We start from the raw sequence: 14840 nt of genomic DNA, 5'->3' as shown, positions 1-14840 counted from the left end.
TCATTGTGAACTGCCGCGCATTCCCCTATACTTGATTGTACTGGCTTTATGTATTTATCTACAAGTTAAATGGAGTTGAGACCTTTTTGAGCAAATTACAATTAATCGCTACGGCACCGATGGGCCTGGAGGCCGTCGTGGCCCGCGAACTGAACCAACTGGGCTATGAGACCACAATCGAGAACGGACGAGTCCTGTTCAGCGGAGATTACATCGACATCTGCCGCTGCAATTTGTGGCTACGCACCTCCGACCGTGTTCTGGTCAAGATGGGTCAGTTCCCGGCGTCCACCTTCGATCAGTTGTTCGAAGGCGTCAAGGCACTGCCTTGGGCCGACTGGATCCCCGAACATGGAGAATTCCCTGTGGAAGGCCGTTCCCATAAATCACAGCTGACAAGTGTCCCTGCTTGCCAGGGTATCGTCAAGAAAGCGATTGTCGAGAAAATGAAGCAGTCGTACGAGACCGATTGGTTCCCAGAAAATGGGCCACGTTATGTCATTGAGGTGATTCTGCTGAACGATATCGCCTTAATCACGCTGGATACGACAGGACCGGCGCTACATAAGCGCGGCTACCGCAGACATGCTACCGAAGCTCCGATCAAGGAGACGATGGCGGCAGCGCTGCTGCAGCTCAGCCGCTGGAACGGCAGTCGTCCGCTATATGATCCGTGCTGCGGTTCCGGTACCATTCTGATTGAAGCCGCGATGATCGCTTGGAACATCGCCCCGGGCCTACGCCGCTCTTTCCCTTCCGAGCATTGGCCGGTCATTCCGAAGTCCCTCTGGGAAGAAGCCCGCGAGGAAGCCTTCGACGCAGTGCGTGATGATTACCCGCTGCAGCTGTTCGGTAGCGATATTGATCCTGAGGCCATTGAGATTGCCGAAGCTGCGGCCAAAAGTGCGGGACTGTCCGGTGAGATTACTTTTACCGTTCAGGCTGCCGCAAAGGTCAGACCACACGGAGAGTACGGCTGTATTATCACCAACCCGCCTTACGGTGAACGGATAAGCAGTGATAAGGAAGTAGAGAAGCTGACCCGCCAATTCGGCGAGATGATGGTCTATCTGCCAACCTGGTCCTTCTTCGCCATCAGCCCTTACAAAGAATTCGAGCAATATTACGGCCGTAAAGCCGATAAACGCCGCAAGCTCTATAACGGGCGCATTGAATGCCAGTATTATCAATATCTAGGCCCATTGCCGCCGCGCAAGCCACAGTAAATAACGAGCAACGGACACTCTCCTGCCAAGGAGAATGTCCGTTTTTTAATGGTTCTGCTCATTTTCCTGCATTCTCCACCGCAATAAAACAGCCTTAAAGGCGTGTAAATCACACGTATTAAGGCTGTTTGTTTATACTTGTTCTGTAGAAGCGATCTAGAAAAAGAGCTTATCCGGGTTCGTTCCGATTCGTTCGTCGGCATCCAACCCAGTAATCGCGTTCAGTTCTTCCCGGGACAATTCAAAATTGAAGATTTCACTATTTTCCTTAATTCTGGATACCGTCACCGACTTAGGAATAATGACAATTTCATTTTGCAGACCCCAGCGCAAAATCACCTGCGGCACTGTTTTCCCATGTCTTGCCGCAATCTCCGCGAGCAGTTCATTGTCCTGAAGTCTGCCTTTCATCAACGGCGCCCAGGCTTCGATCTGTATCTGCTGAAGCTTGCAGAAATCATGCAGTTCCTTCTGTATGAAGCGAGGATGCAGTTCCACCTGATTAACAGCAGGTACAATTGAGCTCTCTTTCATCAATTCCTGCAGATGGTGAATCTGAAAATTGCTTACCCCGATCGCCCGTACCCGCCCTTCCTCGTAGAGCCGTTCCAGCGCACGCCATGTATCTTTATATTTATCTTGGCCCGGCCAGTGTATCAGATAAAGATCAATAATCTCCAGCCCCAGCTTGCGACTGCTTAGATCAAAGGCTTTCAGTGTAGTATCGTAGCCCTGATCTGTGTTCCATACCTTTGTTGTTACAAAAAGACTGTCACGCGATACACCGCTTGACGCAATGGCCCGTCCGACCTCTTCCTCATTTCCATAGACCGCAGCGGTATCAATACTCCGGTAACCCAGCTCCAGCGCCGCAGTCACCGCCTTGGCGACCTCTTCACCTTCTGCTTTGTAAGTGCCAATTCCAAACCAAGGCATCGCTATTCCATTGTTCAATATCGTTACATCAGTAATATGCTTCATACCGGTCTTCCCCCCTCTGAAATAGTCGGATTTCTAACAACGCTGCTATTATAGCATCATAATCTCACTCAAGTAGAAACGGCTTTACCGCCCTCCAAGGGGCGGTATCCGTTTCAACGAGAAAATAAGGATGATTTATAGCGTAAAACATATACACTCTTATATTTTCACAAAAACCGCCCTGCAAAATGCAGCGGCGGCCGGATGTGCGTCATATTATTATTGCTGGGCAACGGGCCGCTTGACGAAAGATTCCACTTTCTTCAGTACTTCATCTTCTGTCGGAGCGCTGATATAGCGTCCGTTAATAAAGACGAATGCCCGTTTGCCGCAAGGTCCGCAGTAGGACTTGCAGCCGATCTTTATCTCGGCATCTGGCGCCATCTTCTGCAGCTTAGGCACAATGCTTTTGAGACTGGTAAAATTACACTTGTCGCATACTCGTATATCGTTAGCCATGGAGCAACCCTTCTTTATGTCTGAAAATCCGGGGCGAATGCTTAGTGATCGCCGTGATTTCCTTTAGACGGATTAGTGATGACAAAGCCTTCTTCCGGGAAATACAGATAGTCAATCTTAACGCCGTCAAGTAGCGGCTGTCCTGCTTCCAGAATCACGTCAATTTCCTTGTCTGTAGAAACCACAACATCATTTTCTTTAGGCGTGTCCAAATCCAGGCCGTAGTGGGCATGGTCGCCATGGGCATGCGTAATCGCAACGCGCAGTTTCAGTTCACTGTTGCCTTCCAGCTCAATCTGCTTCTTTATGACTTTAGCCGCATTGCGGGTAATTTTGACGTTCATCTGCAATCCATCTCCCAGCATCTATAGTTTAAATACTCAATAATCTATTTTAAAGGAACTAAGCTGCTAAAAGCAACCATATTGACAAAATAGACACGTCTTCCGGATGCTGAAATAGTCTGAACATTCATCTTCCGCTACCGGAGTTCAGGATATTTGCGATCCATTCTGGATACGAACCAGCCGGCCAGCAGCATCGTTACCCCGATATCATCGATAGGCACAAATGGCATAACATCCGGTAGCACCCAATACAACAGCACAGGAATCGTAAATAACAGCTTGTCCCCCAATGTGACCCGAGAAGATACAATGTATCGCCAGGAAGCACGGAAGATCTGGGACCACATCTTAAGCGAAAACCATCTTCTCCATTTCATCGGATGTCCCTCCATGTTGTCCAAATCCCATATAAAAAGGATACAGCCGCAGGTAGTTTGAACAGCGGCCATACCCTACAACATATATTACTCAAATTTGCTGAAAATGTTTCAGTATGATTTCACATCTGACAAAATACTTCCCAGGATCAGCCCGGTTTCCAGTGCCATATCCTCAAAATCACCCAGCGGCAGCGGATTCTTGCCGATGCCCAGTTCCACCGTAAAGCCCGGCCGGCGGAATCGCTGAATGAACCAGTCCTTGTAGCCAGCATCGCTGCCCGTCAAATGCACGGCCCGATAACCGCTGGCTGCAGCCAGCTTAGCTGCGAGGGCCTTGCTGGCCGGGGGCTCATAGCCCCGGTAGTTCCAGTAGATCTCCGCTCCCTGACTGTGGAGTGACACCGCAGCATGCCCTGGCACCTGCTCTGCTACTGTCACCAGTGCCACAGCTTCTGGCTCGCTGAGTGGGGCGCTGCCACCATAATCGCGTGGCCCCGGGCCCAAGGTACCCCGGCGCGCCGCTTCCTCTTCCCAGTGGGCCGGAAACTGATCGCCTAGATCCACCCCCCGGATGTTGGCCTTCCAATGGCGGAAGCTGCGCCGTCCGCCATTCCATTCCATCAGCTGATCATAATAAGGATGACTTGGTAAGACCCCCTCTTGCACTAATTCAACCCCGTCCGGATTAGCCATGGGCACCGCCCATATCGTCCATTCTTTGAACCACTCAGCGGGACGGTGGCCGTTCCACTGCCGTCCTTCGGCATAAGCGGCCGCATATTCCTCCAGAAATGCCATCAGACAAGGCGAGGTTAGCCATTCATTCGCATGCAGTGCCGCATTGACATGCAGATGGCGAGGCCCTGCTCCGAGCCGGAGCAGCTGCAGAGGCTTGCCCAGCACACTGCTACCGATCGTCTCCTTCACGATGAAGGGATAACGCTCCACCAATCGGTCAATATCTGCCCCTAACTCGGTTGGGCCGTACTCTCCGCGCAGATAGACAATGCGCTGCGGTTCCGGTGCAGGAATCACCAATACTTTGCCCGGGATACAACAGCGCCCGGATAGGAAGCCGGGATTCAACTGCTCCAGCGCCTCCGGGCTGACTCCGAACAAGGTCGATATTTTCTCTTCATGATCCTCTTCCTGTACTGCATACCTTCTGCGGGGTGCGGAAGGGAGAAACAGAATCTGTCCGGGATACAGGTATGGCTGTCTGGATGCCCACGGGTTACCTTGAATGACATGTTCCGGCGTTAGTCCATGCATGGCGGCAATTCGGCTTACGGTATCTCCCCTGCGTGCAATGTATTGCTGCATATGCCTCATCCTTTCGGCCATCATTTGCCGTTGCCCGCTGAAGGTGTTCACCCGGCGCGTAGCCTGGATAACAGCAGGACACAGCCCTCTGTTCTATTGTATGCAGCCCCAGCTGTCCCACATGAGGACACCGGGAAACTTCGTGCAGCCGCCTTCGGCATACGATATGAAAAAACGGGTATCACCTCAAGTAGGCGATACCCGTTTTTAGTTGTCGACCGATTCATGCCTCCTGAAGGTTGTCCCTGTTCCAAACTGCAGCAAACATAACTACAGCGTGGACACCTGCCATACGACCGGTGTGCGCTTGATCTGCTCTCCCAGCCAGTCACGGGCGATTTTCTGGAACATCTCTGCATCCCCGCTGCAAAAAAATTGGTGGATGGGACTCTCGTCTCCACTGGCCAGCTTGCCTTTGTCATATAGAATGGTGCTAACTTCCCGGGCCGTCTCATCGGCTGAGCTGATCAGCTTGACGCCCGCTCCCATCGTCCGTCCGATAGGTTCCACTAAAAAAGGATAATGAGTGCAGCCTAGAATCAACGTATCAATATTACTGTGCCTAATGCCTTCCAGCGCCTGGCCCACAACCTCCTGGCTTTCATTCGAACGGAACATCCCCTGCTCCACAAGCGGGACCAGAGTCGGGCATGCTTGGCTGACTACCTGCACATACGGAGACAACTGCTGCAGCGCAGCCGTGTACGCTCCGCTTCCAATCGTTCCAACGGTACCGATTACACCGACCTGACCGCTCTTGGTGACACTGATCGCTGCCCGGGCACCCGGATGAATGACACCGATCACTGGAATGGTAACTTTGGCCGAGATATAATCAAGTGCCGCCGCCGTGGCTGTGTTACAGGCGATGACGATCATTTTAGGATTGAATTGAATCAAATAGTCCACGATTTGCTCGGTGAACAACTTCACTTGCTCGGTCGAACGGGGTCCGTACGGGGCTCTGGCAGTGTCTCCGAAATAAATGATTTTCTCCCTTGGGAGCTGTCTCATCACTTCCTTGGCAACCGTCAATCCTCCCACACCTGAATCCAATATTGCAATAGCTTGCTGCACGAACACACCGCTTCCTTCTACTTGTTTTGTGTAGCTTATGTAAGGCGAAAACAAAAGGTACCTATCTGTTACCCCAATTGCAGATATTACTCCTTTTCCTGCTGTAGTTCAAGACAGTTTATCGAAGTAATCGATCATTCCTGCGTGCTACGGACACAGAAAAGCCGCTCTCCGCTCCCTGCGGAAACCGGCTCTGCTTAAAGATATAAACCTTTTGATTCCAGACTATCTATAGGTTATTAAGCCGTCTTTAGTTATACCACTTCGTTGTTTCCGGTTTCATTGGTAACGGTGGACTCACTACCGTCCTTGGAGACAGCTTCAGCCTCTGTAGCAACACTGTCTGTCTCTGAAGCTGCGGCAACTTCATCGGCAACAACAGCCGTGATTACAGCCTCTTCAACTTCTACTGCTTCTACTGCTTCTACTGCTTCTACTGCTTCTACTGCTTCTACTGCTTCTACTGCTTCTTCAGCAATTATTGCGTCTGCGGCATCTACACCACCGACAGCATCTGCAGCTTCTTTAGTATCCTCAATAACAGTAATACTTTCGCTGACTGCAAGTTTCTCCTCTTCATCCGCTTCGGTATACTGTTTACTCCATTCCCGTACCTCGTGCACCACATTGCCTACAGCATCTTTTGCTTTTCCGTACAATTCCGTACTTTTATCGCCTACCTGTGTAGCCAGTTCTTTACTCTTCTCCAGTGTAGCCGATGCGCCATCAGCAATATCCTTCCGCAGCTCTTTCCCTGGCTTAGGGGCAAAGAGCAGGGCGGTTACCGAACCGATGACACTTCCTGCAACAATACCCCACAGCAAGTTTTTCGAATCTTTTTTCATCGTGTGATCTCTCCTTTTAATTTAAGATGTCCTCCGGTTCCGAACAAGATGTGTCCGGGCTACTTGCGCTTGTTCCAGGCTGTCCAGAGGGTCAGACCCGCATCTAGTGCACGCAGAGCATGATCCAGTCCTGGCTCATTACGCTCCCGGGCCCGCTCTAGTGCATGGTTCGCAGAAGCTGCTGTCTTGCGGCTGAGCGTCTTCAACTGTTCCCCAGCCTCGTTCAAAGATTCTCCGACGCAAGCCAGCCCTGACGCAAGCGGCTCCAATTCCCTTAGTCTTGCTTCGGCAGTCTCCGCTGTAGCCGCTGTACGCTGCAGAGTCTCCGCAGTGTCAGCAGCAAGTGAGGTGCCGACAAGCGCAAGTTGGCTCACCGTCTCACGCAGCGCAACCAAGGTCTTCATGACAGATACGGTCAATAGCAAGGCAGCAGTGGCCAGAATACCTATCCCAGTCACCAGAACCGCAGCCAGCCAGCCGTCCATGGCTTCTCCTCCTCCCCGCCCTACCGGGCAAGTGCCTATTTCTGCTTTATCATAAGCAGAGGGAGTTCGTCCTGTGACTGACTGGCTCAACTTTTTTTCACTTCAATACTTCGGCTCCCAGTTCCTGGTCCAGATACTGGTGTACCTCTGCTGCGAACCGTTCAAGCGCCTGAGGCAATTCTTGCGTCAGCGGGTGTAGCTCACTGCGTTCCCAAGCAAAATAATCTTGAACCAGCGGTTTACGCAGCCCAACCAACCGGATCAGCGTGTCGAACAACCCGTCTTCACCGAAAACCTTCTCCTCATGGATAATGGAAATAATATCTTCATAGCTTCCTGCATCGCGCATAATGAATCCGTCAATCAAGCAGCTTCCGACATCTGTGACGACCTCGATGGCCAGGTGAAGACTGCGTTCCTGTACAAGACCAAGCAGTGTTCCTCCGTCCCAGGAATCTGCGGCCGTGCGCAGGCCGAAGTTAATATCGGGAATCTGCCCCAGAATGGTTTCGATCTGTTTTCGGTTGACATAATACACAGCAAGCCCTCCATATCGGTTATAGTCAAGTAGAAACGGCTTTGCCGTCCTCTAAGGGACGGTATCCGTTCAGCTAGAAATATAAGGATGATGTATAGCGTAGAACATATAAATCCGCATGATGAAATTGATTCATTTTAAAAGAAAAACTCCTTTCGGAGTCTTTCCAGAGATCTTACGCCCCAAGTATTCTACTTGCTCCGCCGGCCGCGGCGTTTCAGCCAGAAGAACATAATAAAGCAAGCCGCAAGAAATACAACCAAATAAGTTAACGCTTCCATCGGATATTCCAGCTCACGCATGCCTTCACCGCTTTCCGGTAGATTGTAGTGTACGTTACACTTACAGACCTGCTAATCTTACAGCTCGTAATCTACAGCTATGGACAGTTCTTTAACCTCATTGATATGGGCAATAACCTCTTTGTGCGCCGGATGAACTTGATAGGCTTGCAAATCCTCCAGAGAAGCCACAGTCGTTACAAGCGCCAGATCAAAGGAGCGTTCGGAATGAATGATATCGGTGCCGACCTCAATTGAAAGCAGCTGTGGGATTTTTCCTTCCATATTCCGTAATACGACAGCTGTTGCCTCCACACTTTCTGCCGACCGGTCTTTCAATTTAAAAAACACAATATGCTTGATCATGCTATTCGCTCCCTGTCTCTATTAATTGTTCGTTGAATATTAAAAATATATCATAAGACCCGTAGTTCCGAAAGCAAAGAGGTCATGATAAGAGGAATCAAGTCAAAAAGTTCCATGCCCTCATTTCATCTAGACGAAACCATTATTGAAATGTTAAAGTCATAGAAGGCTAAAAAGCTCTCCAGATGCTGAATCACTATGGTTCATTCCATAAGCGGAATTATTTGGCGGGACTGCGATGCATGGCCTATTCAACAGCTAAATGTATGTCATTCCATTCAATGCATTTTTTACTACTCTTATAGCCTCCGACACGGTGATATTTCAATGTAATCCAAGCGTTTCGGAGCTAACTTAAACATCGGAGGAAGTATGCCTAATAATCAACCAGACTCTCATAATATCCAGGCGTGGTCTCTGATCAACCGCAAATATCTTGGACAAGGCGTTCGGGTGAAAAGATTCCGTCGTCCTCAGCGCAGCCAGATCCGCAACCGGGTCCTGCTCGCCATCCTGATGGCTAAAGACATCAAGCTGTCACGTCTAGCGGAAGAGCTTCCCGTTTCTTCGCGCAGCGTTAGCGCTTGGGTATACGAAGGCCGTATTCCTTCCCGCAAAAACTTAGAGAAGGTCTGCCGTTTTCTAGGGTATCCGCCCCATGTCCTGTTCAACGAAGCTCTGCTGCGGCAAAGTCCGATTCTATGCCAGCCAACACCTTCCCGGTACATGAAACGAACGTCGTCCCATTCCCCTTCCAGCAACACGATTCTGACCGGACTTTGCATGGTCTATGATCTTTCCGTCACAGACGTCAGCATCTGGATCGGTGTCCATCCCGGCACGTTCCGCAAATGGCTGCATTTCAGTCATCTGCCTAGCCCGGCCCTGCAGGAGAAGGCGGAAGCGTTCTTCCGGATTCCCCGGAATATTTTATTCGCCGATTGTGAACCGGAATAAGCAACCCGTTTACATAGGCAAGGACACAACCAATAACTCAGGACCTTTCTTGTCATGCCCTGCATGAACAATGAAAGGTTTTTTTGCCGTTCTCTCTTTATTTTGGATACATTAGGGCAATGCTAAGGCAAAGTACCGGCTCTAACTCGAAAAAAAGAATCAGGAGGCGCACTATGAACTTTAGCGGTATGCTGGCTTCCGGGCACACGGAGCTTTGGGAAGTAGCTCCCCGGGTTATTGGACTCCGTACATTGTTTGTGAATGTTGCTTTTATAGAGCTTAACCCATCGGACTGGATACTGGTGGATACAGGCCTTGGTATGTATGCCGGGAGTGTTCACAATACCGCCATGGAACGCTTCGGCAAGCCCCCGCGCGCCATTATTTTGACGCACGGGCATTTCGATCATGTAGGGGGCCTCAAGGAACTCCTCGAAGTATGGGATGTTCCGGTCTATGCACACCCGCTGGAGCTTCCTTATCTGACGGGAAAAGAGGACTATCCCCCTGCCGATCCCGCCGTTGGAGGTGGCCTCATGTCCATGGCTGCACCGCTGTATCCTTACCGCGGCATTGACCTTGGAACCCGTGTGGTTCCATTGCCGGCGGATGGCAGCATTCCCGGTACCAGCGAATGGAGATGGGTACACAGTCCCGGCCATAGTCCGGGACATATCTCCCTGTTCCGTGACAACGACAAGGTCCTGATCGCCGGAGATGCTTTTCTGACTGTTAAGCAAGAGTCTGCGTTTCACGTGATCAAGCAGGATCAGGAGGTCCATGGCCCTCCTGCTTATTTCACTACAGACTGGGAAGACGCCGAGAAGTCGGTCCGTCAACTGGGTCTGCTGGACCCGCAGATCGTGCTGAGCGGACATGGAGCTCCTATGCATGGCATAGAACTCTCTCAGCAGATAGCGCACTTGTGCCGTTACTTCAAGGAATTGGCCGTGCCAGGGCAAGGGAAGTACGTTTAGTTGAATGACAGAAAACAGGGCAGGATCTGACCGCTATGTAGTGGCCGGCGACTGCCCTGTTTTTTCTTGGCTATGTTTGTTTCGCCCGCAGCTGTGAGCGCGTGTGACAGCTCCGCGGCCTTGGCTACGCCGGGCGCGCGCAAGCTGGCACGGGAGCGAGCTTCGTGTTCATGTTCGTTCATAAGTTCGTGCTTAGCTTCATTTTAAGTGCGTACCGAAGAACGTTTGCTGCGCATGGCTAGAAGTAACTTCACATCCTGCCCGCCGGAGATGAAATCGTCGTATTCAGGAGATTCCTTGCCGTAGATTGCGATTTTGCCCGCGCTATTGAAATGGACGCCCCAGCCATATTTCTTAGGAAGCATGGAGGCTCGCAGGCATGGGTGTTTTTTTTGAAAACAGCTCCTTCCAAATCTCTTCACGACGATCTGTGCGATCTTCCAAAGGAACCTGTTCGTGACGTACGTGAACCTCATAAAGCAGCTCCTCATGAGTATAGGCATAGGGCTCACTGGAGAGAAGCTCGTACTGGATTACATGCGCTGACGGCAGCAGACGGGAAGATACGGGAGGAATGCCGGTCTCCACTGGACAATCTTCGGCAACACAGATGAACGTATCGGTATAGCTCAAACTTGAACGCCTTTTGAATATGACATGCAATCATATTTCTTCTATTATATAATTCACACTTCCTTCAAACCATAGCAAAAAGGCGCATCCCCCTTTCAGGGAACCGCCATTTCTGATAAGAATATACCTTAATTTCGGAGGTAACAACTAGTTACCAACTTGATTTGGTTATGCCGGGGATTTGGCCCTTCAGTGCCAGTTCGCGGAAGACAATCCGCGAGACTTTGAATTTGCTCAAATAACCACGCGGTCTGCCGGAGACCTCACATCTGTTCTTGAGGCGGGTGGCAGAGGAATCACGCGGCAGCTTTTGCAGGCCCAGATAATCACCTTTAGCCTTCAGCTCTCTTCGTTTCTCCGCGTATTTAGCCACGATTTCCTGTCGTTTCAACTCTTTAACTACTTTCGATTTTTTCGCCATGTATCGTTCACCCTTTCAATAGTTGTTTATCTTCCTTATTCGTTCAGCGCTATTTTCAGCGCTTCCAGGTTCTGGCGCATGATGCCCAGATAATCGAGATTATGGCTGCGGTCCTCTTCAGTGAGACCTTCAATCGGATTGAGCACCGCAGTTTTGGCTCCAATTTCTTTAGCAATGGTATCTGCTACACTAGAGGACACTAAGGTTTCAAAAAAGATCGTCTTCACGTTATGCGTTTTGGCAAATTCCACGATCTCGGCCATTTTTGCCGCAGAAGGCTCTTCTTCAGGGGACAGTCCGGCAATCGGCACCTGGGTTAGGCCGTATTCCTTAGCAAGATAACCAAAGGCCGCATGCTGGGTGATGAAGTCCTTGCGCTTGACCTCTTTGGTAGCTTCCCGGAATTCCTGGTCCAAGGCTTCCAGCTTAGAGATGTAGACATCGGCATTGGCTTTAAAAGCTTCCGCGTGCTCCGGGGCAGCAGCTGCCAGCGCGGCTTCAATGTTCCGCACTTCTTTGACCGCCAAAGCTGGGTCCAGCCAAACGTGAGGATCTAGCCCGCCATGATCATGATGATGATCTTCTCCTTCTTTATTGGCATGCTCATGGGAATGTTCATGCTCATCTTCTTCCTCTGCTGCCCCCTCCATAATATCAAGCCCCTTGCTGGCCTCGACGGCTACTAGCTTGCTGCCAGAAGCACTGTCCAGCACCTGATCCACCCAGTTCTCCATGCCCGCACCGTTATAGACCAACACATCGGCCTTTGTGATTTGGGCCATATCCTGTGCCGTTGGCTCCCAGTCATGCGGCTCAATACCCGGCGGGATGAGGGCTTCTACATCGGCGAGATCACCTGTAATATTTTTCGTGAACTCATACATCGGATAGAAGCTGACTTTAATGTTCAGCTTATGGGATGCAGGCGCAGTAGGCGCTTCAGCTGTAGCCGTGGCAGATGCATTAGCAGAAGACCCTGTATTGTTAGAAGCATTGTTATTGCCGCAGCCCGCAGCAATCAACAGAGAGGACAGAGACAGAACAGCTAGATGACGGATACTAAATTTCATAATGAACGTGGACTCCTTTTCTTGAACAAAGATTGTTATGATTTATGAACTCTGAACTCTGAACTATGAACTATGAACTATGAATGCTTCTTTCGATTCCGGCGCCGGATCAGCTTCTGTATAGCAATCGCCATTAGAAGGAAGACCAGCAAGATCAGTGCAATCGTGCCGCCGGGCGGAGTGTTGATATAATAGGAAGCCGTCAAACCGCTGAAAACACCGGTCAGACCCGTGCCGATCGCAATTAGAACCGCAGCAGTGAAACCGGAGGCAATTCTGAGCGCAATGGAAGCTGGAAGCACGATCAATGCAGAGACCAGCAGAACGCCAACCACCGGCATCGCTGCAGCAACCGTCATTCCAGTCAGTACAGCGAAAGAGAAGGATAACAAACCAACATGCACACCGCCAATGGCCGCTGTCTCCTCATCAAAGGTCAGGTTATAGAGCGGCCTGCGCAGCACGATGAAGAATACAAGACCCACAGCCGCCACCACCGCAATAATCCGCAGCTGAGTGTCACTGACGGCCACAATGGACCCGAATAGATAAGAGCTGAAGCTCTTGCTCAAATTCTGCTTCAGACTCATTAGTACAACTGCCAGCGCCAGACCTGAGGTCATAATAATGGCCACCGGAAGCTCGCTGTATGTACGGTATGAGCGGCGGAGCTGCTCAATGACAAGGCCGCCAATGACGGCCACGGCAAAGCCGCTAAGTGCCGGATTAAGGTGTAACACTGAGCCCAGCGCAACCCCCGCCAGGGAGACATGTGATAGCGTGTCCGCCATCAGCACCTGACGACGGAGCATCAGGTAAACACCGAGCAGCGGACCGATGATGCCTATCAGGCCTCCGGCCCAAAATGCGCGCTGCATGAATTCGTAACCAAGCATTTCCAGCCCTCATTCTCCTTTCGCTCCAAGCTGATGACAGTGTCCAGGTAGGGGCTCGTCTCTTCCAGACCGTGCGTAACCATGATCACCGTCCGTCCATGCTTGCTGACATAATGGCGCATGAGCCGGTACAGACCTATGCGGCTCTCCAAATCCATACCGGTAGCCGGTTCATCAAGTACCAGAACCTGTGGTTCCTGGGCCAGTGCGCGGGCGATGCAGATTCGCTGCTTCTGCCCTCCGGACAGCTCGCCGATCCGGCGGTTCCGATACTCCCACATGTCCACCTGTTCCAGACTGCGCTTCACAATGTCTTCCTGCTCAGCAGTGAATCGCCGGAACAGGCCCAATCGTTGGTAGCAGCCCGAACGGACCAGTTCGATCACCTTGCTCGGAAACCCGGCATTAAAGGAGGCTACCTGCTGGGGAACATAGCCGATACGCAAGCCCCTGTTCCCGGCCCATTCTTTATTCAGCGTCACCGTACCGCTCCAGGGACGGAGCAGACCGAGCATTAGTTTAAGCAGCGTCGTCTTGGCCGCACCATTCGGCCCGGTAATCCCAATGAACTCTCCGCTATGAATGTCTAGCGAAATATGGTCGATCACAGGCTCATTCCCATAGCCGAACACAACATTCTGCATAGATGACAAAATCATGGTAGTGCAACTTCCCCTCTGAATTGCTTTTCTGAATCAATAAAATGCAGCCGACATATTGGACTAACGTAATCGAACTGACGAATCAAACTAACGAATCGAACTAACGAACGAACTGACGAATCGAACTGACGAATCGAACTGACGAATCGAACTACGAATCGAACTGACGAATCGAACTGACGAATTGAACTGACGAATCGAACTGACGAATCGAACTGACGAATCGAACTGACGAATCGAACTGACGAATCGAACTACGAATCGAACTACGAATCGAACTACGAATCGAACTGACGAATCGAACTGACGAATTGAATAACGAATTGAATAACGAATTGAATACCAATTGTACCGACATAATCGTAATTATTACGTTTAACTTTTACGATAATATCGTAATAATTACGATTTGTAAACCGTTATTATAAAATAAGTCGTAAAAACAACGATTAACCCCTCACTATGATGCCTTAACTTAAAGAACATATTAAAAGCAAAGCCTAAAATGAGAGTTTTATGCAATTAGGATGATATTTTGGAGAATGGTGGGTTTTCGAAGTGTAATTAAGTGCATTTTTGTACCTTAAATACTCTGCAATCAACGGCGAATGGGAATTAAGTGCATTTTTGTATGTTAAATCTCTCAAAATCGGCTTTTCAGGGCACTTTTCCAAAAATAAGGTACAATATTGCTCTTATTTCCTTCATTTGCCTGTTTTTAAGGAAATTAAGGTACAAAAATGCTCTTAATTGATGAGGTATAGCTATTTCTCATGGTTACGAAGACGGGGACAGGGTTGGTGGGTTACGGGGTTACGGGGTTACGGGGTTACGGGGTTACGGGGTTACGGGGTTACGGGGTTACGGGGTTACGGGGTTACCGGGTTACGGGGTTACGGGGTTACCGGGTTACGGG

At 50.3% G+C, this 14840-nt stretch carries 19 protein-coding genes; 3 read left to right on the top strand and 16 right to left on the bottom strand.

Going from position 1 to position 14840, the window contains the following annotated elements; genetic code table 11:
- Positions 1 to 86 precede the first annotated feature (86 nt).
- Positions 87 to 1226 (top strand): THUMP domain-containing class I SAM-dependent RNA methyltransferase, encoded by a 1140-nt coding sequence (locus HPT30_RS26715; RefSeq protein ID WP_175374330.1) that lies wholly within the window; start codon positions 87 to 89, stop codon positions 1224 to 1226.
- Between the two features lie 156 nt (positions 1227 to 1382).
- Here the strand turns inward: HPT30_RS26715 and HPT30_RS26710 are convergent, their stop codons facing one another.
- The 10 genes from HPT30_RS26710 to HPT30_RS26665 all read right to left on the bottom strand — a co-directional run bounded on the left by HPT30_RS26710 (position 1383) and on the right by HPT30_RS26665 (position 8308).
- Positions 1383 to 2207, bottom strand: coding sequence for an aldo/keto reductase (locus HPT30_RS26710; RefSeq protein ID WP_175374329.1), 825 nt, complete (start codon positions 2205 to 2207; stop codon positions 1383 to 1385).
- Between the two features lie 219 nt (positions 2208 to 2426).
- Positions 2427 to 2666: a YuzB family protein gene (locus HPT30_RS26705; RefSeq protein WP_066371926.1), complete on the bottom strand. Its 240-nt coding sequence runs from the start codon at positions 2664 to 2666 to the stop codon at positions 2427 to 2429.
- Between the two features lie 41 nt (positions 2667 to 2707).
- Positions 2708 to 3010 (bottom strand): HesB/IscA family protein, encoded by a 303-nt coding sequence (locus tag HPT30_RS26700; RefSeq protein ID WP_175374328.1) that lies wholly within the window; start codon positions 3008 to 3010, stop codon positions 2708 to 2710.
- 137 nt (positions 3011 to 3147) lie between these two features.
- Entirely contained in the window at positions 3148 to 3390 is a 243-nt protein-coding gene (locus HPT30_RS26695) for a hypothetical protein (RefSeq protein ID WP_175374327.1), read from the bottom strand.
- A 111-nt stretch (positions 3391 to 3501) separates the two neighbouring features.
- On the bottom strand, positions 3502 to 4716 hold the full coding sequence (locus HPT30_RS26690) for a M14 family metallopeptidase (protein ID WP_175374326.1): 1215 nt from the start codon (positions 4714 to 4716) through the stop codon (positions 3502 to 3504).
- A gap of 270 nt (positions 4717 to 4986) precedes the next feature.
- Positions 4987 to 5793, bottom strand: a complete 807-nt coding sequence (gene racE, locus HPT30_RS26685) for a glutamate racemase (protein WP_312876378.1) — start codon at positions 5791 to 5793, stop codon at positions 4987 to 4989.
- Between the two features lie 254 nt (positions 5794 to 6047).
- On the bottom strand, positions 6048 to 6638 hold the full coding sequence (locus HPT30_RS26680; protein ID WP_175374324.1) for a YtxH domain-containing protein: 591 nt from the start codon (positions 6636 to 6638) through the stop codon (positions 6048 to 6050).
- A gap of 59 nt (positions 6639 to 6697) precedes the next feature.
- Positions 6698 to 7123: a hypothetical protein gene (locus tag HPT30_RS26675; RefSeq protein ID WP_175374323.1), complete on the bottom strand. Its 426-nt coding sequence runs from the start codon at positions 7121 to 7123 to the stop codon at positions 6698 to 6700.
- A gap of 97 nt (positions 7124 to 7220) precedes the next feature.
- Positions 7221 to 7661: a DUF86 domain-containing protein gene (locus tag HPT30_RS26670; RefSeq protein ID WP_175374322.1), complete on the bottom strand. Its 441-nt coding sequence runs from the start codon at positions 7659 to 7661 to the stop codon at positions 7221 to 7223.
- A 359-nt stretch (positions 7662 to 8020) separates the two neighbouring features.
- Positions 8021 to 8308 carry a Dabb family protein gene (locus tag HPT30_RS26665; protein ID WP_066371957.1) on the bottom strand — a complete coding sequence of 96 codons (288 nt, stop codon included), beginning with the start codon at positions 8306 to 8308 and terminating at the stop codon, positions 8021 to 8023.
- A 372-nt stretch (positions 8309 to 8680) separates the two neighbouring features.
- Between HPT30_RS26665 and HPT30_RS26660 the strand changes: the two genes are divergently transcribed.
- Positions 8681 to 9265 (top strand): helix-turn-helix domain-containing protein, encoded by a 585-nt coding sequence (locus tag HPT30_RS26660; RefSeq protein ID WP_175374321.1) that lies wholly within the window; start codon positions 8681 to 8683, stop codon positions 9263 to 9265.
- A 173-nt stretch (positions 9266 to 9438) separates the two neighbouring features.
- Positions 9439 to 10242 carry an MBL fold metallo-hydrolase gene (locus tag HPT30_RS26655; protein ID WP_175374320.1) on the top strand — a complete coding sequence of 268 codons (804 nt, stop codon included), beginning with the start codon at positions 9439 to 9441 and terminating at the stop codon, positions 10240 to 10242.
- Positions 10243 to 10445: 203 nt separating this feature from the next.
- Here HPT30_RS26655 and HPT30_RS30520 read toward each other — a convergent pair whose 3' ends face one another.
- The 6 genes from HPT30_RS30520 to HPT30_RS26630 all read right to left on the bottom strand — a co-directional run bounded on the left by HPT30_RS30520 (position 10446) and on the right by HPT30_RS26630 (position 13921).
- Positions 10446 to 10607 (bottom strand): DUF6157 family protein, encoded by a 162-nt coding sequence (locus HPT30_RS30520; RefSeq protein ID WP_281364545.1) that lies wholly within the window; start codon positions 10605 to 10607, stop codon positions 10446 to 10448.
- Positions 10597 to 10875, bottom strand: coding sequence for a DUF6157 family protein (locus HPT30_RS30515; protein ID WP_281364544.1), 279 nt, complete (start codon positions 10873 to 10875; stop codon positions 10597 to 10599). The genes HPT30_RS30520 and HPT30_RS30515 overlap by 11 nt, the downstream gene beginning before the upstream one ends.
- Before the next feature lie 151 nt (positions 10876 to 11026).
- Positions 11027 to 11296 (bottom strand): 30S ribosomal protein S14, encoded by a 270-nt coding sequence (gene rpsN / locus HPT30_RS26645; RefSeq protein ID WP_066371979.1) that lies wholly within the window; start codon positions 11294 to 11296, stop codon positions 11027 to 11029.
- 35 nt (positions 11297 to 11331) lie between these two features.
- Positions 11332 to 12366, bottom strand: a complete 1035-nt coding sequence (locus HPT30_RS26640; RefSeq protein ID WP_175374319.1) for a metal ABC transporter substrate-binding protein — start codon at positions 12364 to 12366, stop codon at positions 11332 to 11334.
- Positions 12367 to 12443: 77 nt separating this feature from the next.
- Entirely contained in the window at positions 12444 to 13268 is an 825-nt protein-coding gene (locus HPT30_RS26635) for a metal ABC transporter permease (RefSeq protein WP_066371985.1), read from the bottom strand.
- Positions 13214 to 13921 (bottom strand): metal ABC transporter ATP-binding protein, encoded by a 708-nt coding sequence (locus tag HPT30_RS26630; protein WP_175374318.1) that lies wholly within the window; start codon positions 13919 to 13921, stop codon positions 13214 to 13216. The genes HPT30_RS26635 and HPT30_RS26630 overlap by 55 nt, the downstream gene beginning before the upstream one ends.
- Positions 13922 to 14840: the final 919 nt, after the last annotated feature.

It is taken from the genome of Paenibacillus agri (assembly GCF_013359945.1).
Classification (GTDB): Bacteria; Bacillota; Bacilli; order Paenibacillales; family Paenibacillaceae; genus Paenibacillus_AQ; species Paenibacillus_AQ agri.
Note: the sequence above shows the minus strand (reverse complement) of the source record. Positions and strands in the feature narration are given on the sequence as shown.